Raw genomic sequence first — 18,881 nt, 5'->3', positions numbered from 1 at the left:
TATGACCACCGCACCGATCCGCCCCGGCGCAGACGCGGAGCACTCCCTGCTCGCCCAGGAGCTCGCCGGAGCCGTCCGCGGATCGGTCCGCTTCGACACCGCGACGCGGGCGATGTGGTCCGCGGACTCGTCGAACTACCGGCACGTGCCGCTCGGAGTCGTCCAGCCCGTCGACGGCGACGACGTCGAGCGGGCCGTCGAGGTCACCCGGCGCCACGGGGTGCCGCTGCTCCCCCTCGGGGCCCGGACGAGCATCTGCGGCCAGTCGGTGAACGAGGCCGTCGTCGTGGACTTCTCCCGGCACATGCGCCGGGTGCTGGAGATCGACCCGTCGTCGGGAACGGCACGGGTGCAGCCCGGCACCGTGCTGGACGACCTGCGCGACGCCGGGAAGCCGCACGGGCTGACCTTCGGCCCGGACCCGTCGACCCACAACCGCTGCACGCTCGGCGGGATGATCGGCAACAACGCCTGCGGGTCGCACTCGGTGGCGTGGGGCAAGACCGTCGACAACGTCCGCGAGCTGGACGTCCTGCTCGCCGACGGCACGCGGATGCACGTCGGCGGCCCGATGGACGACGCCGCGATCGACGCCGCCGCCCGCCGGGCCGGCAGCGAGGGCCGGGTCTACCGCGACCTCAAGGCGCTCCGGGACCGGACGGCCGACCTCGTGCGCACCGACACCCCCGACCTGACCCGTCGCGTGAGCGGCTACAACGTCGACCAGCTGCTGCCCGAGCACGGCTTCGACCTCGCGAAGGCGCTGGTCGGGACCGAGGGCACCTGCGTGACGATCCTCGAGGCCACCGTCGACATGGTCGCGAGCCCGCCGGTCCGCGCGCTCGCCGTCCTCGGGTTCTCCGACGCCTACGCCGCCGCCGACCACGTCGTCCCGATCCGCGACCACGCGCCGCTGACGATCGAGGGCATGGACGTCGGCGTGATCGGCGCCCTGCGCTCCGCCCGGCCCGACGACCGCACCCACGAGGCGCTCCCCCGGGGCAAGGGCTGGCTCTACGTCGAGACCGGCGGCGAGACCCGCGGCGAGGCGCACGAGAAGGCCGAGGCCATCGCGAAGGAGATGGCCTGGGCGACGGTCGACTCCAAGGTCGTCAGCGAGCCGAAGGCCATGCGGGCGCTGTGGAAGATCCGCGAGGACGGGTCGGGCATCGTCACGCGCGGTCCCGGCGGCGTCGAGGCCTGGCCGGGCTGGGAGGACGCCGCCGTCCAGCCCGCGAAGTTCGGCTCCTACCTGCGCGAGTTCGACGACCTGCTGAGCAAGCACGGCCGGACCGGCGCCTACTACGGGCACTTCGGCGACGGCTGCGTGCACGTCCGGATCGACTTCCAGCTGCTCACGACGGCGGGTCTGAAGAACTTCCGGGCGTTCCTCGAGGACGCCGCCGACCTCGCCGTCGCGCACGGCGGGTCGCTCTCCGGCGAGCACGGCGACGGGCAGGCCCGCGCCGAGCTCCTCTCGCGGATGTACTCGCCGAAGATGATGGAGGCGTTCTCCGACTTCAAGGCGGCGTGGGACCCGGACGGGCGGATGAACCCGCACCGCGTGGTCGACCCGCCGAAGATCGACTCCGACATCCGGGTCTTCATCGGGCAGCCGACGATCCCGACCCGCACGCAGCTCGACTTCATCCACGACGGCGACCCGGAGACCGGTTTCGCGTCGGCGACCCGGCGCTGCATCGGCGTCGCGAAGTGCATCACCGCGAGCGGCGGCGTGATGTGCCCGAGCTACCGCGTCACCGGCGAGGAGAAGCACTCCACCCGGGGTCGCGCCCGCCTGCTGTTCGAGATGGCGTCCGGGCAGACCGTGCCCGACGGGTGGCAGTCCCAGGAGGTCGAGGACGCCCTCGACCTGTGCCTGAGCTGCAAGGGCTGCTCGCGGGACTGCCCGGTCGGCGTCGACATGGCGACCTACAAGACCGAGTTCCTCGCCCAGCACTACGCCGGGCGCGCGAAGGACCGGCCGCGCTCGCACTGGTCGATGGGCTGGCTGCCGGCGTGGCTCGCGATCACCTCGAAGATCCCGGGCGCCCCGCGGATGGCCAACGCGCTGGCGAAGCGCCCCGCCCTGGCGTCGATCGCGAAGAAGGCCGGCGGCATCGCCCCGCAGCGCTCGATCCCGCCGTTCGCGCCCAAGCCGCTGCGGCGGCTGATGGACGTGAAGAAGCACCAGGCGCGACCCGACGTCGGGAAGCGCATCCTGCTGTGGACCGACTCCTTCACCCCGGCCTTCGACCCGGAGCTCGCGCTCGACGCGATCGCGGTGCTCGAGGCGCTCGGGTACCGCGTGGAGCTGCCGCAGAAGACGGTGTGCTGCGGACTGACGTGGGTGACCACGGGACAGGTGTCGGTCGCGCGGAAGGTGATCGAGCGGTCGCTGGAGCGCATCCGGCCGTGGCTGGAGGACGGGGTGCCGATCGTGGGCCTGGAGCCCTCGTGCACCGCCGCGCTACGCGGTGACTCGCTCAAGGTGCTGGGGCGCGACCACGACCTCGCGCAGGTGGCGTCGAAGTCCATCCGGACGTTCGCCGAGGTGCTCGCGGACCACACCGACCAGCTCGCGGAGCTGACCGACGGGGCCGAGCGGAAGGCCCTCGTCCAGATCCACTGCCACCAGTACGCCGAGCTGGGCACCGACGCCGACCGCGCGGTGATGGCGGCGCTCGGGGTGCAGGCCGACGTGCTCGACGAGGGCTGCTGCGGCCTGGCCGGGAACTTCGGGTTCGAGGACGGGCACTACGAGGTCTCGACGGCGTGCGCGGAGCGCGGCCTGATGCCGAAGGTCCGGGAGGCGGCGGCGGACACCACCGTGCTCGCCGACGGCTACTCCTGCCGGACCCAGATCCGCCAGCTGGACAGCGCCGGGCACGAGCCGACCCACCTCGCGCGGCTCACGGCGCAGGCACTGGGGCTGCGTGCGTAGACCCGGGGTCCTGCGGTGGCTGGGCTATGCGTTCGGGGCCCGGCTGCCGGTGACGTACGGGAGCTGGGTGCTGCACGACCTCACCGTGCGCACCTGGTTCCTGCGTCAGCTCGCGCGGACCACCGTGCAGTGCCTGCCCGTGGCCCTGCTCGCCCTGCTGCCGGGACCGGGCTGGCTACGGGTGGCCCTGCCCTGCTTCGTGTGGTTCTCCGCGATGTTCATGGCCGCGATCTTCTCGCCGCTGATCCGGGAGAAGCGGCTCTACCAGCACGGCTTCATGCCGGAGATCGTGCTGGGTCGCCGGGACGAGTGATCGGCGCGTCCGCCAGCGGGATGCCGGCGGCGAGGTGGGCCAGCATCCGGTCGAGCTCGTCGACGTAGGACCGGGTGCCGTCGGCGTGCACCCGGGCGACGGCGGCGAGGCGGGTCCCGCAGATCACGCCCGCGAAGAGCACGACGTCGGGATCGTCAGCCGGGCGCCCCACGGCCCGCGACACCATGCCGGCGATCTGCTCGACCCCGAAGGAGTTGCGCTCGCGGAGGATCGCGGCGATCTCGGGCACCGAGCGCGCGAGCTCCATCCGCACCTCCTCGAGGGCGCGGGCCTCGTCGTCGAGCGAGCCGAACCCCTCGCGCACGATGGTGCGGACGGCCTCGAGCAGAGGCGTCCCCGGCACCAGTCCCGCCGCGACGCGCTCCATCGCGGGGTCGACGTCGTCGAACAGGACGACGTCCTCCTTCGTCGGGAAGTAGCGGAAGAACGTGCTGCGGCTGACCTCCGCCGCCGCCGCGATGTCGTCGACCGTGGTCGCGGCGTACCCGTGGTCGCGGAACAGACGCAGCGCGTGGCGCTGCAGCTCCGCGCGCGTGCGCTGCTTCTTCCGTTCCCGCAGGCCCATGTCCTGATTCTGACACGCCAGATTATTTGACACTCAGTCTCACTTGAAGCGTAGGGTCACGACCCGTGGACGACGTGATCGTGGTGGGAGCGGGGCCGACCGGGCTGACGGCGGCGATCGAGCTGGCGCGGCGGGGGGTGCCGGTCCGGGTGCTGGAGGGCCTCGACGGACCGCACCGCGGGTCGCGGGGCAAGGGCATGCAGCCGCGCACGCTGGAACTGCTCGACCCACTCGGCGTCACCGACCGCCTGGTGTCGCTCGGCTCCTTCGACCTGCCCTTCCGGCACCACGAGGCCGGCGGCGTGGTCCGCGACCAGGAGCGCGCCACCGACCTCGACGCGGCGCCCGACCCGACGACCCCGTGGCGCACCTCGATGATCATCCCGCAGTGGCGCACCGAGCAGGTGCTGCGCGAGCGGCTGGCCGAGGAGGGCGTCGAGGTCTCCTACGGCACGCGGATCGCCTCGCTGCACCAGGACGACGCCGGGGTGGAGCTCGTGCTCGACGACGGGTCCCGCCTGCGGTCCGCGTGGGTGGTCGGAGCCGATGGCGGGTCGAGCACGGTGCGCCGCGAGCTGGGCGTCGGCTTCCTCGGCGAGACCCACGAGGAGGTCCGACTGCTCCTGGGGGACGCCGAGATCGACGGGCTCGACCGCGACCACTGGCATCAGTGGTCCGCCGCGGGACCGCTGGTCGGCACCGGCGCGGTCTTCTTCGCGCTCTGCCCGCTCCCGGCGACCCCGACCTGGCAGATCCAGATCGCCCACACCGACCCGGAGCGGCACGCCACTCCGGAGCTCCTCACCGAGCTGGTCGGGGCTCTCGGTCCGCGGGTCCGCGTGCGGCGGGTGGAGACCGCCTCGGACTGGCGGCTCAACGTGCGCATGGTCGACGAGTACCGGGTCGGACGGGTGTTCCTCGCCGGCGACGCCGCCCACGTCCACTCCCCCGCGGGCGGCATGGGGATGAACACCGGCATCGGGGACGCCGTGAACCTCGGCTGGAAGCTGGCCGCCGTGGTGCACGGGGCCGACCGGTCCCTGCTGGACACCTACACCGCGGAACGGCTGCCCGTCGCGGCCCACGTCCTCGGGCTCTCCGGCGAGCTGACCGGACGGCAGGTGTTCGCCCGGACCGCCGAGCAGCTGCGCGACACCCGCGGGTTCGGCATCACCTACCGGACCACCCCTGCCGTCGGGCCGGGACCGGAGGCCGGGGACCGTGCTCCGGACGCGCCGCTCGTGGACGGCTCGACGCTGTTCCTCCGTCGCCGGGCCACGGACTGGACGGTGCTCGCGTTCGGAGGAGCGGTCGATGCACCGCGCGACCTCCCCGGCGGCACCGTGCAGGTGCTCGACGCGGACGCCCTCGCCGCCGCCGGGACGCTGCGGGAGGCCTACGGGGCGACGGACGGGACGGTCGTCGTCATCCGGCCCGACGGCTACCTGTGGTCGCGGACGTCGCGGATCGGGGCCGACGTGTCGGCGTAGGCGTGCGGCCACGGACCGGGCGGGTCGAGGTCCGGCTGCTCCTCGGTCCGCGCGTCGTACGCCACCAGCCCGCGGCGTTCGTAGTTCCGGCGGGCGTGCGGCGAGTCGAGGGTGCAGGTGTGCAGCCAGACGCGGGTGACCGGCGCGAGGTCGTCCCACCGGCCGTCGAGCCGCCACGCCTCGGTCAGCGCCCGCGTGAGCAGGTGCCCGCCGAACCCGCGGCCGATCGCGTGCGGGAGGAGACCGAACGACTCGATCTCGACCTCCGTCCCCCCGTCCGTCGGCACGGCCTGCAGCTCGGCGAAGCCGGCCGGGGTGCCCCGGTGGTGCGCGACCCAGGTCTCGCGGCCCTCCTGGGTGATGTGGAGGTACCAGTCGTTCCACGTGAAGCCGAGCTTGTCGGTCCACGTCCAGGGGCCGCCGACCGCGGTGTACAGGAACCGGCTGAACTCGGGTGACGGGTCCTCGGCGCGCACGATCTCGAGGGGTTCGGCCGGTGTCGCGGCCGGTCGGAGCTGGTCGGGGGAGGTCTGCTCCAGGTAGGTCGTCGTGACGAGCACCCGCTCACCCCATCACGCGAACGGCACGCCGCCGGGGTCGGGCGGGCACACCGTCCACTCGGCGGGGAGACGCGTGGGGTCGAGGAGGTATGCGGCCGCCGCGTCGGTGGCGCACCGGCTCGGCAGGTCGAGCGTGGTGTGGCCGAAGCCGTCGACGACCAGGAGCCGGGCCGCGGAGAGCTGGGCCGCCGTCGCGCGGGCGTTCGCGAGCGGGGTCTCCGGGTCGTAGCGGGAGTTCACGACCAGCGCGGGCGCGGGGAGCGGAGCGTTCCAGGGCCCGAGGTAGCGGTCGGGGTCGATCGCGGGCCAGTCGACGCACGCCGCGGTGTTGAGGGCGACCGGCACCCCGAACAGCGGGTGCGCGGCCTGCTCGGCCGGCAGGAGCGCGGTCGTCTGCTCGGCGCTCGGGGTGACGACGTCGGTGCACTGCACGGCGAGGAAGTCGGTCGAGTGCGGTGGCGCCCCGGCCGCGAGGTCGGGGACCGGCGGGACCGGACCTGACGTCGGGAAGGCGCGGGCGAGCCCGGTGAGGCGCCCGCCCGACTCCAGCGCGGTGCCGACGCGCGCCGCGAGCTGCGCGGACGTCCCGGCCCGCGTGGCTGCACCGACCGCGGCGGCGACGCGAGCACCGGGATCGGGGTTGGCGGCGCAGCGGGGGCCGGCGGCGGCGCACGCGGCGACGAAGGCGTCGAGGGCCTCCTCGCGCGCGGCGGCGACGTGGGCGCGGACGTCGACCGGCCGCGTCGGGTCGTCGGTGCCGGCGTTGGCGACGAGGTCGAGCGCACCGTCGACGACCAGCGCGCGCAGCTGACCGGGGAACAGGTTGGCGTAGGTGGCGCCGAGGTAGGTCCCGTAGGAGTAGCCGTACACGCTGATCGTGGCCTCGCCGAGGGCCTGGCGGAGCAGGTCGAGGTCACGGGCCGCGTTCGCCGTGGAGAGGTGACCGAGGAGCTCACCGGTGCCGGCTCGGCACGCCTGCCCGATCGCCCGGGCGGAGGTCCAGAAGCCCGCCGGGTCCGACAGGGGCGACCCGACCGGCTGCGCCGGCTCGCCGTCGTACGGACCGCACCGCACCTGGTCGACGCCGCGTGGCTGGAGGGCGAGGACGTCGAGCCGGGCGCGGACCCCGTCGAAGCGCCCGGCGAGTCGACGCAGGCTGGTCGTGCCCGGCGTCCCGGGCCCGCCGTAGTTGACCGCGACCGTCCCGATCCGCGACGTCGGGTCGAGCGCGGGCAGGCGGGTGACGTCGAGCGCGATCGTCGGGCCCGTGGGGTTCCGGTAGTCCATCGGCGCGGTGAGCGTGGCGCATTGGAACGTCCCGCAGGGCCGCCAGTCGAGGCGCGGCACGGTGGCCCTGCCCGTCCCGACCAGCGCCCCTGTCACCAGAGCGGGCCCCTCCGCGGCCGGGGCCGGTGCCGGCGTCGGCCCGGAGCACGCCGCGACCAGCAGGACGAGGACGAGGACGAACCAGAGGGCGCTGCGCATCGGGGGGAGTGTTAGCACGGATCGGCGTGTCAGAAGGGTGGGTCGTCGTCGAGGGGGTTCGGGGGTCGTCGTTCTTTCTGCCGTTGTCGGCGGTCGAGGTCGCGCAGGGTGGCCTGTTGGGCGTCGGTGAGGTGGCCGTGCTTGTCGGTGCGGGGCCGCCACGGTGTCTGGGGTCGGGGTTCGGCGCGGATGTCGGTGATGCCGTGGTCGAACAGGGCGCGGGCCACGGGCCGGAGGGGCCGGTAGGAGTCGGGTTCGACGACGTGGTGGGTGCCGGTCGGCGCGGTCCAGACGAAGCGGCCGGGGCGGGTCTGGCGGACGGTCCACCCGGAGAGCGGGTCGTGTTTGCGGAGGTGGTCCCCGACGGAGAGGGGGCCGAGGTTGTCGGCCTGGGTGGGGCCGCCGAGGGTGTGGTCGTGGGTGTGGTCGATGGGGCAGGCCACGGCGGGCACGGTGGACATGGGGAAGCGGCTGGTCTGGTCGCGGGCGTGGATCCAGCGGGTCAGCTCGGCTCCGGGGAACCGGTTCCCGGCTTCCCGGGTGGTGACGGCCGGGTGTTCCTCGGGTGGCCGGGCCCGGGCCGCGGCCAGGGCACGCTTCGTGCGGCGGGCCAGCTCGGCCCAGATCCCCACCAGTGATCCATCGTCGTCAGGAGCGTCGAGGTCGAGGGCGTCGACCTCGCGCGTGTGGGCGGTGAGTTCGACGACCTGTCGGCGATATCGCGGGTCGGCGTCGGGTTGAAGCGGCGGCCGCACGAGCAGCACCCATTGCAGTGCACCGATGTCGTTGTAGAGCAGGACCCGCCACTGGGCACAGGTCCGGGTCCAGGCGGCGCGGTAGGCGTCCCACCCGGTCAACGTGCCGGCGCGGAGGCGGCCGTGGGCGCGTTCGAGCCCGAGCACGGTCGCCCACGTGGTGCGCAACGTCGCCGGGAAGAACACCAGGCCGCGTTCGGTCAGCCGCGCGGCCAGGGGCGGCGGCGGGTCGGTGGTCGGGATCCGCGGATCGGGGGTGTCCGGTGGCGGTGGGTCGGGTTCGGGGTCCCCGGGTTGCCACCCGCGAGCCGAACCCGACGCCGGGGGAGTGCCCAGGTGCCCGGACCACTCGGGCGCAGCTTCGTGGGGGTTCACCCGGTCCGCCGGATGCCCGTCACCGAAGTCGCGAGGGTCGTCAGCGTTACCTTCCGGCCCAAGACCAGGATCGGTGGGGCCCTTGCGACGGCTGTCGTTCGGGCCGACAACCGGCCCACCGGCGTCGTTGCTCGAGCGGCCGTGGCCGGAGCTGTGAGGGCCGGAGCTGTGAGGGCGGGAGGCACCGTCGTCGGGGCCGTCACCGCCACGAACGTCAGCGCCGCCCGGGCCGCCGTCCACAGGACCGGCGTGAGGTGCGTCGTCCAGGCCACCCGGCTCGTCGCCAGGTCCGCGGTCGTCCGGGCCGTCGTCCGACCCGCCCTCGCTGGCGCCAGCCGAGTTGTCGTCGGGGCCGCCGTCGTTCGGGCCGTCGTTCGGGCCGCCGTCGTCCGGGCCGTCGTCGTCCGGGCCGTCGTCGTCCGGGCCGTCGTCGTCCGGGTCGTCAGGGCTGTCGTCGGGGAGGTCGTCGAGGTCGATCGGCTCCTGCTCAGGCGGGGTCGGAGTGAGGTCCAGAACGACCTGCGCGGCGACCGCAAGGTCGTCGGAGCCGGCGGGGCAGCCGTGCAGCAACCGCAGGTACACCTGGGCCTGCACCTTCGCCGCCCCGACCGACGAACCCGCGGCCTTCAACCGCTCCAACGCCTCCTCGGCGACCGCGACGATCCGCTCGAACGCCGGCTCCGCCATCAACGGGTCCAAGTCCAGGCCGTGGATCTCCGCCGCGCCCGACGGCGCGATCCGCGTCGAGACCCGGCTGCGGGCGACCGCAGCATTGCGTCGGTTCTCCGCCCCGAGCGGGTCGACGTCATTGACCGCGGCGGCGACCCGCTGCTGAAGCTCGAACATCCCCAGACGAGGGGCCTGCTCGATCAACCGGTCCACCACCACCGCGGCCTGCTCGTCGGTGACATCCCGCAGCCCGGAGACGAACACCGCGGCCTTGGCGTGCTCCAACCAGCCCTCACACATCGCCACCCCGGAGCCGGGGCAGGCGTTCCAGAGCCCCCTGAGCGGTCTCCAACCGGGCGGCGGCCATCGTCACCGACCACCCCAACCGCGCGGCGATGATCCGCGGATCCGGCTCCGGCCAGCGCTCCAGCGTGTCGGCCCGGGATCGGGCGGTCTCGAGCATCCAGCACGCCCTGCGCCACTCCGCGTGCACCAACCGCGCCTGCCAGGCCACCAGCCCGGCCTCGCACTCCTGCCCGACCGACTCGCGCGGGTCGCTCAGCGGGACGGCGGGCAACGGGGTGTCGAACACCCCGTCGCCGACCGCGAATCCCGCTTCCACCGCCACGATTCGAACACTAGTACGAACCCCCGACAGTCATGGCCGGCCCGAGAAGGGGTCTCGCGAGAGGGCTGCGACGCGAGGGTGACATCAGGCAGCCATCGAACCCGGCGAACCTGTCTCACGTACCACTCGCGCAGCGCAGACCGGCTCCGGCGACAGCATCACGAATGGGTCACGATCGTCTCAGGCCAGGTTCCGCAACGATGGCCACGCCTCCGACCAGGGCCGCGAGGGCGTGCAGACGGCGAGCAGCACCCGGTCGTTCACCGGCGTGACCTGCGGCCCCACGTAGGTGGGGAGCGGCACCAACCGGGAGCAGAACCGCGGCGCCCACTTCACGTCGCCCACGAGCAGCGCGTCGGCCGAGCCCGGCGGGACGTCGAAGTACCCGAACCCGCGGTGCGTCGAGTACACGGGCGTCGGCAGCCCATACCTCGGGCCCTCGTGCTCCAGCGCGCTCGCGTACCAGTACGAGTAGGCCACGACGACCGTCCCGGGCGGCAGCGCCCGCCACTGCCGCGCGACGCCGGCCGCGAAGTCCGACCAGCCGACCTGGCCCATCGTCTCGAACTCGGACGTGGCCCGCCACGACGCCGGCCCGAAGGGCAGCACCCACAGCACCGTCACCACCGCCGCGACGACGACCACCGCCGGGTGGACCACCCACCGCCACCACGCCCGACGTCGGGAAGCAGGCAGCGAGCAGGCCGCCACCGACCCCGCCGCGATGAGCAGCGCGTAGAGGCCGGAGAGGTAGTAGGGCCGCCCACCCGCCGCGAGCAGGACGGCGGTGACCAGTACCGACGCCCACCCGAGCGCGCGCCATGCCCGCAGCGGGGGGTACCGCAGCAGCGCCCACACCCCGACCACGACGAGCACCGCGCCCGGCAGCACGCCGGCGTAGTACAACGCGCGCGGCAGGAACTGCCAGCGGTCGCCGAAGAGGTCGGACTCGCCCGCGACGACCGAGCCCATCCGCAGCTGGGGCCAGCCGTGGGTGGCCTGCCAGACGAGGGTCGGGATCGTGGTGAGGGCGGCGAGGCCGAGACCGACCCACGACCACGGTCGGCCGAGCAGCCGCCGCGGGCCGGACACGACCACCCCGACCAGTACCGCGCCCAGCAGCACGACGATCAGCACCTTGCCGAACAGCGCCACCGCGACGGCCAGCCCGAGCCAGGCCAGCAGCCGGTCGTCCGCGGCACCGTCGCGCTGCTGACGCATCCACCGGGCGAGCAGCCAGAGCACCACGGCCCAGCAGACCGGGTCGAGGGTCGAGGTGGCGAGCAGGTGGCCGGTGGCGAGCAGGTACGGGCTGATCGCGGTGACGGCGGCCGCGAGCACCTGGGCGCGACGACCACCGCCGAACTCCCGCGCGATGAGGGCCGCGACGACGGTGCCGGCGGCGGTCAGGAGGGTCGCGGGGAGCCGCAGGACGACCAGGTTCCCCGGCGCGAGGCGGTCGAGGAGGGCCGCGAGCAGCGGGAGCAGCGGCGGCTGGTCGGCGTACCCGAGGCTCGGGCGGGCGCCGGCCGAGACGAAGTAGTACTCGTCGCCGAACCAGCCGTAGCGCGACGAGACGGCTCCGAGCAGGAGCGCGACCGCCGCCGCGATCAGCAGCACCGGACGTCGGGCGAACGGTGCCACCGCAGGACGGACGGTGAGTGGCGGGAGCGCGGTCCCGCGGGCGGGTGTCGTCGTCATGCCCACCCCTCCGTCCGGCCCCCGTCCGGGGACGGTAGCGGGTGGCCCACCTGGGAGACTGACCGACCGTGGAGCTCACGCACAGCTGGTCGCAGGCGGTGCCGGGTGGCTCACTGGGTGTGCTGGCCGACCTCGCGGAGCGCTACGAGCTGCGCGAGACCCGCAACGCGGCGGCGATCCTGGCCGCCACGGGACCGGAGGAATTCGGTGAGCTCTGTGCCGTGCTCGCCGCCTTCGTCCTGACCACCGTCGACCTCACCGAGGCCGGCGGGAACGAGTCGAAGCTGGCCGCGCGGCTCAACACCGACTTCCGCTCCCGGGGCTGGCGCGAGGGCCGGGTCGACACCGTGGTGCGCTCCGTGCTGCAGGTGCAGCCGTGGGCCCCGGCCGGGGAGCACGAGGTCGTCGAACGGACCGACGAGGTCCGCAACGAGGGGTACAAGGTCGACAACGTCAAGGGGCGGGTCGCGCTGGACGTCGAGTGGAACGCCAAGGACGGCAACCTCGACCGCGACATCGGCGCCTACCGCAGCCTCTATGACGCGGGCCTCATCGACGGGGCGGTGCTCCTCACCCGCACCCACGACGACCTGCGCGACCTCGCCCGGCGGCTCTCCCGCGCCGCGGGACAGTCCGACGAGCAGGTGCGCAGCCGGTTCTCCACCTCCACGACGACGCACCTCGGCAAGCTCGAGTCGCGCATGACGCGCGGGGACGCGGGCGGCTGCCCGCTCCTGGCGGTCGCGATCAGTGCGCGGTGCTTCGTTCCCGACGACGGGTCGGTGCCGGTCGGGTGGTCGGGTCGCCGGGAGGATCAGCCGGTGCTCGAGGGGTGGTCCGGGTGAGCCCGCACGACGACGGGCCGAGGCTGTCGGACCCCCTCGCTACCGTGCCGCCCGTGACCGCACCACCGCTCGACACCCTCGACGCCCCGCCCGCGACCTCGCCCGACGCGGTCGAGCGCCGCGCCCGCCGGGCCGAGCCGCTGCGGGCCGACGTCACGCCGGTCGAGGCCGTGCCGCTGCCGACGGTCGAGGGTGGCTGGCCGTGCGTGTACGCCGACCCGCCGTGGCGGTTCACCAACCGCACGGGGAAGGTCGCGCCCGAGCACCGCCGGCTCGACCGGTACGACACGATGACGGCGCCCGAGATCGCGGCCCTCCCGGTGGCCGACGTGGTCGCCGCCAACGCGCACCTCTACCTGTGGGTGCCGAACGCCCTGCTGCCCGAGGGCCTCGCGGTGATGCAGGGGTGGGGCTTCCGGTACGTCTCGAACCTCGTCTGGGCCAAGCGCCGCAAGGACGGCGGGCCCGACGGGCGCGGGGTCGGCTTCTACTTCCGCAACGTCACCGAGCTGATCCTGTTCGGTGTGCGGGGGTCGATGCGCACGCTCCCGCCGGCGCGCCGGCAGGTGAACATGATCGAGACGATGAAGCGCGAGCACTCCCGCAAGCCCGACGAGGCCTACGACCTCATCGAGGAGTGCTCGCCGGGCCCGTACCTCGAGATGTTCGCGCGCTACCCGCGGCCGGGCTGGACGGTCTGGGGCGCGGAGGCGGCCGAGGACGTGACGCCCCGCGGGCGGCAGTACCCGGCCTACCGCTCGGCGCCGCCGGAGCCGAGCTGACGCGGATTTGACACAAAGCGTCACTCCAACGCACCAAGGGTGAGCACGTTCCGTCGTTCGGACGTCAGCAGCGACCGCTTGTCCGGTCTGTACGAGCAAGTTCTGGCGGTCAGCGGCCACTCACGGTGATAATGCGCGCATGACGAAGACCCCCGACCTGGCGCGCAACCAGCGGGTGACCGGCGCCGAGCGCGAGAAGTTGTCCGGCGAGCTGCTGAAGCGCTACCAGAAGGGCGCCAGCATCCGCGAGATCTGCGCCGACACCGGCTACAGCATCGGCCGGGTCCGCCGACTGCTGGTGGATGCGGGCGTCGAGTTCCGCGGCCGCGGCGGGACCCACGGGCGCGCGCGCAAGAAGGCCGAGTAGCCGCGCGTCCCTCCGGCCCGCCCTCCGGACGACCAGACGGGCCTCGGCGTGACCTGTCCTAGCGGCGGAACCGGGTCAGCAGGTTGAAGCCGTACTTGAGCCCCGCGTCGAGCCGGGAGCCGTCCGCGGGCAGCAGGCCGAGCTGACGCGCGAACTGCATCTGGTCGAAGATGACGAAGTTCGACACGACCTTCCCCGCGCGCACCGTGAAGTGGTCGACGCCGTCGAGGTCGATGCGGGCGCCGGTCGGCTCCACACCCTCGAGGGCGGCGCCGGTGTGCGTCCCCGTGAGCGTCCAGCGCACGAACACGTCCTCACCCTGCTCGGCCATGGCCTGCATCGTGAGCGTGACGTCGGGGACGGCGGCGAACAGGGCCTCGAAGTAGCCCTCGATCTCGGCCGCACCGCGGTAGGTGGCGCTCGGCATCCGCTCACGCGTCTCGTTGGTCCACACCGCCCGCAGGGGAGCCGCGGTGTGGGTGTTGAGCACGTCGAAGGTCCAGCGCACGACCTCGCCGGGGGTGGCGTCGGGGCCGGGCGGGGTGGGGGCGGGCGGACCGGCGCTGGGCGACATGGGAGGGAACCTAGGACCCTGCGCGGAGCGGCGCGCGACGGCCGCCCACCGGTGAGGGATGGACCGACCCCCGAGTGGGCACCTGCGCGCCCATGAGCTCCCAGACCCTGGCCCAGTGGGTGTCCGCGATCGGCAGCGCCGGCTCCCTCCTCGGGTTCGCCGCCTACGTCTGGATCATGTTGCTGAACCGGAAGGACTCGGTGGAGGTCCGGCAGGAGCAGCAGGCGCAGGGCGTCACCGCCTGGCTCGACGACGGGGAGCGGCACGAGCGCGACGAGGACTACGTCCTCTGCGTGCACAACGGCGGGGACTCGCCGGTCTTCAACGTGCGGTGCCTGTTCTCGCTGCCCTCGAGCGACGACCAGCACGCGGTCGAGCTCGCCCTGCTGCCGCCGGCGCACGACGCGGTGCGGTCGCTGCCCTTCGGGTCCGACGAGGTGTCGCGCGAGGAGCTGTACTCGGCGCCGGCGGTGCCCGAGATGCGGTTCACCGACTCGCACGGCACGCACTGGGGCCGCGACGGCCACGGGCAGCTGCACCGGGTGGAGAACCGCGGCGTGCGGCGCCGGCCCGACCACCGGTCGGGCGAGGACACCGGACGCGACGACTCCGACTGGGAGACCGCCCACCGGGAGCGCGCGGGGGCGACGCAGTCCTGACCCGTCCCTACCCGGCGGGCAGGTACACCGAGCACGCGTCGAAGACGGCCTCGCGCACGACGTCACCCGTGCAGTCCCGCGCCGGGCGGGACACCACGTCCGGGTCGTCCCCGACGATCCGCTCGAAGGCCACCGCGACCTCGTGCAGGTACCGCGGCTCCGCCACCCCGCGGCCGAAGTGCGACATCGCGACCAGCGAGACGTCGTCCGCCAGCGCCGCCAGTCGTGCGGTCGAGCGGGCGAAGGCCGACAGGTCGCACTCCGGCGCCTGGGCGTAGATCGGTCCCGTGTTCACGGTGTCGCCCGCGAACAGCACCCCGTCGCGGTCGTCGAGCAGACAGAGCGAGTCGGGACTGTGGCCCGGGGTGTGGAGCACGGTCAGCGTGCGGCCGCCGAGGTCGATCGCGTCGCCGTCGGCCAGGGGCTCGGGCTCCGGTCCCGACGCCGGGCCGGGTTCGACCCAGCGCTCGACGCCCTCGGGCAGCGGCCGCGGGTCGGAGTCGGCGGAGAGCAGGTGGAAGTACCGGTGGTCGAGCTCCCGGTACGCCTGCGCCGCCGAGAGGACCTCCCGCATCCAGCCGAGGTAGGACGCGCGCTCGGCCGGATCCACCCCCGCCGTCGGGACGGGAGAACCCGAGACCCGGTCGAACTCGGCGTTGCCGCCGACGTGATCGACGTGCGCATGCGTGTTCACGACGTCGACCGGAAGCGGGCACAGCGTCTCGATCACCGGGCGGATCGGCACGATCCCGAGCCCGGTGTCCACGAGCAGGGCCCGGTCGCGGCCCGCGACCAGCCACGAGTTGACGTGCGAGGGCTCCGCCACCAGCCACACGTCCCGGGCGACCGGGCGGACGTGGAACCAGGGCGGGGTCACAGCTCGGTGAGGATCCGCGGCCCGTCCGGGGTGATCGCCACCGTGTGCTCGACGTGCGCGGCACGGCTGCCGTCGGCGGTGCGCAGCGTCCAGCCGTCGGGGTCGTGGCGGTAGTCGTCCTCGCCGCCGCGGTGCAACATCGGCTCGATGGCGATGACGAGGCCGGGCACGAGCTTCATGCCCTTGCCGCGCTTCCCCTCGTTGGGGACGTGCGGCTGCTCGTGCATGGCGCGCCCGATGCCGTGGCCGCCGTGGTCGGCGAGCATCCCGTAGCCCTCCGGCCGCGCGACCCCGGCGATGGCGGCCCCGACGTCGCCGAGCGTGTTGCCCTTCCGCGCCGCCGCGATGCCGGCGTACAGCGCCCGCTCGGTGGCGTCGATGAGCGCGAGGTCGCCCGGGTCGGCGTCCCCCACGACGTAGCTGACGGCGGCGTCGCCGCACCAGCCCTCGACGAAGGCGCCGATGTCGATGCTGACCAGATCGCCGTCGACCAGACGGTAGGAGCCGGGGATGGCGTGGACGACCGCGTCGTTCACGCTCGCGCAGATCACGCCCGGGTAGGGCGACGGTGCGAAGCGCGGGTGGTAGTCGAGGAACGCGGGCTTCGCGCCGTGGTCGTTCATCACGTCGTGCGCGACGGTGTCGAGCTCCTTGAGCGTGACCCCGGGGGCGCTGGCGGTCCGCACCGCGTCCAGGCAGCGCGCGACGACCCGGCCGGCCTCGCGCATCAGCTCGATCTCGGCGGGCGACTTCAGCCCGATCGTCTCGCGTCGTCTCACCGACGCGACAGTAGCCCGCGTCCCGGGACCCGGCGCGAATCACACCGCTGTCGTTCATCCACACTGTGGACGGACCCTGTGGATGAATCACACCGATGTCATTTCGTCCCCACTGTGGACAACCCCTGGGGACAACCGCGGTGTGACGGGTGACCGCGTTCGACACCGCGCGCCCCCGGGGACCCGGCCCGCATGGGTCGCTTCACCGGCAAGGTCGTCATCATCACCGGAGGGGGCTCCGGCATCGGCGCCGCCGCTGCGCACCGGTTCGCCGCCGACGGCGCCACCGTCGTCATCGCGGGTCGGTCGCAGGACAAGCTCGACAAGACGGTCGCCGACGCGCCCGCCGGGTCGACGGTCGTCGCGAAGGCGTGCGACACCTCCGACCAGGAGGCGGTCACGCGCCTGGTCGACGAGGTCGCCCGCGAGCACGGCCGGCTCGACACGCTCGTGAACAACGCGGCGATCGCCCGGCCCGGCACCGTCGCCGACCTGGACGCCGCGACCTGGCGCGAGGTGATGGCCACCGACGTCGACGGCGTGTTCTACGCGTCGAAGGCCGCGATCGACCACCTCAGGGCGACCCGCGGCAGCATCGTCAACGTCGGGTCCGTGTCGGGCCTCGGCGGCGACTGGGGCATGGCCGCCTACAACGCGGCCAAGGGCGCGGTGGTCAACCTGACCAACGCCATGGCCCTCGACCACGGCCCCGACGGCGTGCGGGTCAACGCCGTCCACCCCTCGCTCACCGCGACGGACATGAGCGAGGGGATCCGGTCCGACGACGAGGTCATGGACAAGTTCCGCGACCGGATCCCGTTCGGGCGCCCCGCCGAGCCGGCCGAGGTCGGCGATGTCATCGCCTTCCTCGCCAGCGACGACGCCCGCTTCGTCTCCGGGGCGCACGTCCCGGTCGACGGCGGGCTGGGCGCCTCGAACGGCCAGCCACGCATGTGAGCGAAGCTCACGTGAGCAGAAAGTGGGCCTATGACCCCACTTTCTGCTCACCTGGCTCCAGCCACAGGTACTCGGACGGGTCGATCGCCTCGGTCGCCTTCTCGTACTCGTGCATGTAGCCGGGCCAGTTGGTGATGATCCGGCCGGTCTCGTCGCGGTACCAGGAGTCGCACGCCTGCCAGGCCGTGCCCTCGAACCGTGCCTGGACCTCGGCGTCGGACGCCGCCTCCACCTCGGGGCGGACATCCGCCGCCGCGGCCCCGCGACGGTCGGCCTCCTGCAACGCCGTGCGCACGTACCGCGCCTGCGACTCCAGGTAGACGATGATCGACCCGCCCGAGGTGTTCGTGTTCGGGCCGTACATGACGAACAGGTTCGGGAAGCCCGGCACCGTCATCCCCAGGTGCGCGTGCGGGCCGTCCGCCCACTCCTCGCGCAGCGACCGCTCCTCCCGCCCGACGACCTCCATGGGGAACATGAAGCTCGTCGTCCGGAAGCCCGTGCCCCAGATGATGGTGTCGACCTCGTGCAGCCGGCCGTCGGCCGTCCGGACGCCGTCGGCCTCGATGCGCTCCACCGAGTCGGTGACGACCTCGACGTTGTCGCGCTGCAGCGCGGGCAGCCAGTAGGAGCTGAACAGCACCCGCTTGCACCCGAAGGTGTAGTCGGGCCAGACCTTGCGACGCACCTCGGGGTCGCGCAGCTGGTGCCGCATGAAGATCTGCGACTTGAGCTTCAGCACCGGCCCGACGGTCCGCGGGTGGCGGATCGAGAGCGTCAACGACTCGAGGTAGAGCCGCTTGAGGCCCCACCGCCGCAGCTTCTGCACGCCGGGCGCCTTGATCAGCCGCTGGACCGACCGCGGGTAGGGCAGGTTCTTGCGCGGCAGGAACCAGTTCCCGGTGCGCTGGAACACCGACATCCTCCCGACGACGGGCGCGATCGCCGGCACGAACTGCACGGCACTCGCCCCCGTGCCGATCACGGCGACCTTCCGGCCCGTCAGGTCGTGCTCGTGGTCCCACTCCGCCGAGTGGAACTCCTTCCCGGCGAAGTCCTCGCGCCCCGGGATGTTCGGGATCGAGGGCTGCGCGAGCTGGCCGGTCGCGATCACCACGGCGTCGGCGGTGTACTCGTCGCCCTGCTCGGTCGCGACGCGCCACAGCCGGGCGTCGTCGTCCCAGCGGCAGGCCGTGACCTTGGTGTTCGGCCGGACGAGCTGGTCCACCGAGTGCTCGCGGGCCACGTTGCGCAGGTACTCGAGGATCTCCTCCTGCGGGGAGCAGAGCCGCGACCAGGAGCGCTTCTGCGCGAACGAGTACGAGTACAGGTGGCTCGGCACGTCGCAGGCCGCGCCGGGATAGGTGTTCGCGAGCCACGTTCCGCCGATGCCGGGCGCGGCGTCGAGGATCGTCACGTCCGTGTAGCCGTGGGCCCGCAGCTCGATGGCTGCCCCGATCCCACCGAACCCCGCTCCGATGATCACCACGCGCCTGGTCATGCCGGGGAACCTAACCTGGGAGTCATGACTCCGC

The 18,881-nt window shown here is 73.4% G+C and carries 18 protein-coding genes; 8 read left to right on the top strand and 10 right to left on the bottom strand.

Going from position 1 to position 18,881, the window contains the following annotated elements; translation table 11 throughout:
- The first annotated feature begins 1 nt into the window (after nucleotide 1).
- Both BJ983_RS22295 and BJ983_RS22290 read left to right on the top strand, forming a co-directional pair.
- A complete protein-coding gene (locus BJ983_RS22295) occupies nucleotides 2–2,944 on the top strand; it encodes an FAD-binding and (Fe-S)-binding domain-containing protein (RefSeq protein WP_179795817.1) in 2,943 nt (980 codons plus the stop codon).
- Entirely contained in the window at nucleotides 2,937–3,257 is a 321-nt protein-coding gene (locus BJ983_RS22290) for a DUF5313 family protein (RefSeq protein ID WP_179795816.1), read from the top strand. The genes BJ983_RS22295 and BJ983_RS22290 overlap by 8 nt, the downstream gene beginning before the upstream one ends.
- Here the strand turns inward: BJ983_RS22290 and BJ983_RS22285 are convergent.
- Nucleotides 3,220–3,843, bottom strand: a complete 624-nt coding sequence (locus BJ983_RS22285) for a TetR family transcriptional regulator (RefSeq protein WP_179795815.1) — start codon at nucleotides 3,841–3,843, stop codon at nucleotides 3,220–3,222. The two genes, BJ983_RS22290 and BJ983_RS22285, sit on opposite strands and share 38 nt — an antisense overlap.
- Before the next feature lie 65 nt (nucleotides 3,844–3,908).
- Here BJ983_RS22285 and BJ983_RS22280 point away from each other — a divergent pair, with 65 nt between their 5' ends.
- Nucleotides 3,909–5,333, top strand: coding sequence for an FAD-dependent monooxygenase (locus BJ983_RS22280; RefSeq protein WP_179795814.1), 1,425 nt, complete (start codon nucleotides 3,909–3,911; stop codon nucleotides 5,331–5,333).
- On the opposite strand, the gene BJ983_RS22275 is transcribed toward BJ983_RS22280, so the two are convergent.
- The 5 genes from BJ983_RS22275 to BJ983_RS22255 form a co-directional block, all read right to left on the bottom strand.
- On the bottom strand, nucleotides 5,285–5,893 hold the full coding sequence (locus BJ983_RS22275) for a GNAT family N-acetyltransferase (RefSeq protein ID WP_179795813.1): 609 nt from the start codon (nucleotides 5,891–5,893) through the stop codon (nucleotides 5,285–5,287). The two genes, BJ983_RS22280 and BJ983_RS22275, sit on opposite strands and share 49 nt — an antisense overlap.
- Nucleotides 5,894–5,905: 12 nt before the next feature.
- Nucleotides 5,906–7,378, bottom strand: coding sequence for an alpha/beta hydrolase (locus tag BJ983_RS22270; protein ID WP_179795812.1), 1,473 nt, complete (start codon nucleotides 7,376–7,378; stop codon nucleotides 5,906–5,908).
- Between the two features lie 29 nt (nucleotides 7,379–7,407).
- Nucleotides 7,408–9,477 (bottom strand): hypothetical protein, encoded by a 2,070-nt coding sequence (locus BJ983_RS22265; RefSeq protein ID WP_179795811.1) that lies wholly within the window; start codon nucleotides 9,475–9,477, stop codon nucleotides 7,408–7,410.
- Nucleotides 9,470–9,805, bottom strand: a complete 336-nt coding sequence (locus BJ983_RS22260) for a hypothetical protein (protein WP_179795810.1) — start codon at nucleotides 9,803–9,805, stop codon at nucleotides 9,470–9,472. Before BJ983_RS22260 ends, BJ983_RS22265 begins: the two co-directional genes overlap by 8 nt.
- Nucleotides 9,806–9,985: 180 nt before the next feature.
- Nucleotides 9,986–11,506 carry an ArnT family glycosyltransferase gene (locus BJ983_RS22255; RefSeq protein WP_218890405.1) on the bottom strand — a complete coding sequence of 507 codons (1,521 nt, stop codon included), beginning with the start codon at nucleotides 11,504–11,506 and terminating at the stop codon, nucleotides 9,986–9,988.
- Between the two features lie 68 nt (nucleotides 11,507–11,574).
- On the opposite strand from BJ983_RS22255, the gene BJ983_RS22250 reads away from it, so the two are divergent.
- The 3 genes from BJ983_RS22250 to BJ983_RS22240 all read left to right on the top strand — a co-directional run bounded on the left by BJ983_RS22250 (nucleotide 11,575) and on the right by BJ983_RS22240 (nucleotide 13,500).
- A complete protein-coding gene (locus BJ983_RS22250) occupies nucleotides 11,575–12,351 on the top strand; it encodes a BglII/BstYI family type II restriction endonuclease (protein WP_179795809.1) in 777 nt (258 codons plus the stop codon).
- A gap of 53 nt (nucleotides 12,352–12,404) precedes the next feature.
- Nucleotides 12,405–13,133, top strand: a complete 729-nt coding sequence (locus BJ983_RS22245; RefSeq protein WP_343054301.1) for an MT-A70 family methyltransferase — start codon at nucleotides 12,405–12,407, stop codon at nucleotides 13,131–13,133.
- Between the two features lie 139 nt (nucleotides 13,134–13,272).
- Complete coding sequence (locus BJ983_RS22240) at nucleotides 13,273–13,500, top strand: helix-turn-helix domain-containing protein (RefSeq protein ID WP_179795808.1); 228 nt, start codon at nucleotides 13,273–13,275, stop codon at nucleotides 13,498–13,500.
- Between the two features lie 58 nt (nucleotides 13,501–13,558).
- Here BJ983_RS22240 and BJ983_RS22235 read toward each other — a convergent pair whose 3' ends face one another.
- Nucleotides 13,559–14,074 (bottom strand): ester cyclase, encoded by a 516-nt coding sequence (locus tag BJ983_RS22235; protein WP_179795807.1) that lies wholly within the window; start codon nucleotides 14,072–14,074, stop codon nucleotides 13,559–13,561.
- 92 nt (nucleotides 14,075–14,166) lie between these two features.
- Between BJ983_RS22235 and BJ983_RS22230 the strand changes: the two genes are divergently transcribed.
- Nucleotides 14,167–14,733 carry a hypothetical protein gene (locus BJ983_RS22230; RefSeq protein ID WP_179795806.1) on the top strand — a complete coding sequence of 189 codons (567 nt, stop codon included), beginning with the start codon at nucleotides 14,167–14,169 and terminating at the stop codon, nucleotides 14,731–14,733.
- Nucleotides 14,734–14,740: 7 nt separating this feature from the next.
- On the opposite strand, the gene BJ983_RS22225 is transcribed toward BJ983_RS22230, so the two are convergent.
- Nucleotides 14,741–15,610 carry an MBL fold metallo-hydrolase gene (locus BJ983_RS22225; RefSeq protein WP_179795805.1) on the bottom strand — a complete coding sequence of 290 codons (870 nt, stop codon included), beginning with the start codon at nucleotides 15,608–15,610 and terminating at the stop codon, nucleotides 14,741–14,743.
- On the bottom strand, nucleotides 15,607–16,389 hold the full coding sequence (map, locus tag BJ983_RS22220) for a type I methionyl aminopeptidase (protein WP_343054300.1): 783 nt from the start codon (nucleotides 16,387–16,389) through the stop codon (nucleotides 15,607–15,609). The genes BJ983_RS22225 and map overlap by 4 nt, the downstream gene beginning before the upstream one ends.
- Before the next feature lie 192 nt (nucleotides 16,390–16,581).
- Between map and budC the strand changes: the two genes are divergently transcribed.
- Nucleotides 16,582–17,346 (top strand): meso-2,3-butanediol dehydrogenase, encoded by a 765-nt coding sequence (gene budC, locus BJ983_RS22215; protein WP_179795804.1) that lies wholly within the window; start codon nucleotides 16,582–16,584, stop codon nucleotides 17,344–17,346.
- 28 nt (nucleotides 17,347–17,374) lie between these two features.
- Here the strand turns inward: budC and BJ983_RS22210 are convergent, their stop codons facing one another.
- Complete coding sequence (locus BJ983_RS22210; protein WP_179795803.1) at nucleotides 17,375–18,847, bottom strand: flavin-containing monooxygenase; 1,473 nt, start codon at nucleotides 18,845–18,847, stop codon at nucleotides 17,375–17,377.
- Nucleotides 18,848–18,881 lie beyond the last annotated feature (34 nt).

This window comes from Actinomycetospora corticicola (genome assembly GCF_013409505.1).
Lineage (GTDB): Bacteria > Actinomycetota > Actinomycetes > Mycobacteriales > Pseudonocardiaceae > Actinomycetospora > Actinomycetospora corticicola.
Note: the sequence above shows the minus strand (reverse complement) of the source record. Positions and strands in the feature narration are given on the sequence as shown.

Coding starts and splice junctions, on each gene's coding strand:
- BJ983_RS22295 (WP_179795817.1), top strand. CDS start 2: ATGACCACCGCACCGATCCGCCCCGGCGCAGACGCGGAGCACTCCCTG.
- BJ983_RS22285 (WP_179795815.1), bottom strand. CDS start 3,843: ATGGGCCTGCGGGAACGGAAGAAGCAGCGCACGCGCGCGGAGCTGCAG.
- BJ983_RS22270 (WP_179795812.1), bottom strand. CDS start 7,378: ATGCGCAGCGCCCTCTGGTTCGTCCTCGTCCTCGTCCTGCTGGTCGCG.
- BJ983_RS22265 (WP_179795811.1), bottom strand. CDS start 9,477: ATGTGTGAGGGCTGGTTGGAGCACGCCAAGGCCGCGGTGTTCGTCTCC.
- BJ983_RS22255 (WP_218890405.1), bottom strand. CDS start 11,506: ATGACGACGACACCCGCCCGCGGGACCGCGCTCCCGCCACTCACCGTC.
- BJ983_RS22240 (WP_179795808.1), top strand. CDS start 13,273: ATGACGAAGACCCCCGACCTGGCGCGCAACCAGCGGGTGACCGGCGCC.
- BJ983_RS22235 (WP_179795807.1), bottom strand. CDS start 14,074: ATGTCGCCCAGCGCCGGTCCGCCCGCCCCCACCCCGCCCGGCCCCGAC.
- BJ983_RS22230 (WP_179795806.1), top strand. CDS start 14,167: ATGAGCTCCCAGACCCTGGCCCAGTGGGTGTCCGCGATCGGCAGCGCC.
- budC (WP_179795804.1), top strand. CDS start 16,582: ATGGGTCGCTTCACCGGCAAGGTCGTCATCATCACCGGAGGGGGCTCC.
- BJ983_RS22210 (WP_179795803.1), bottom strand. CDS start 18,847: ATGACCAGGCGCGTGGTGATCATCGGAGCGGGGTTCGGTGGGATCGGG.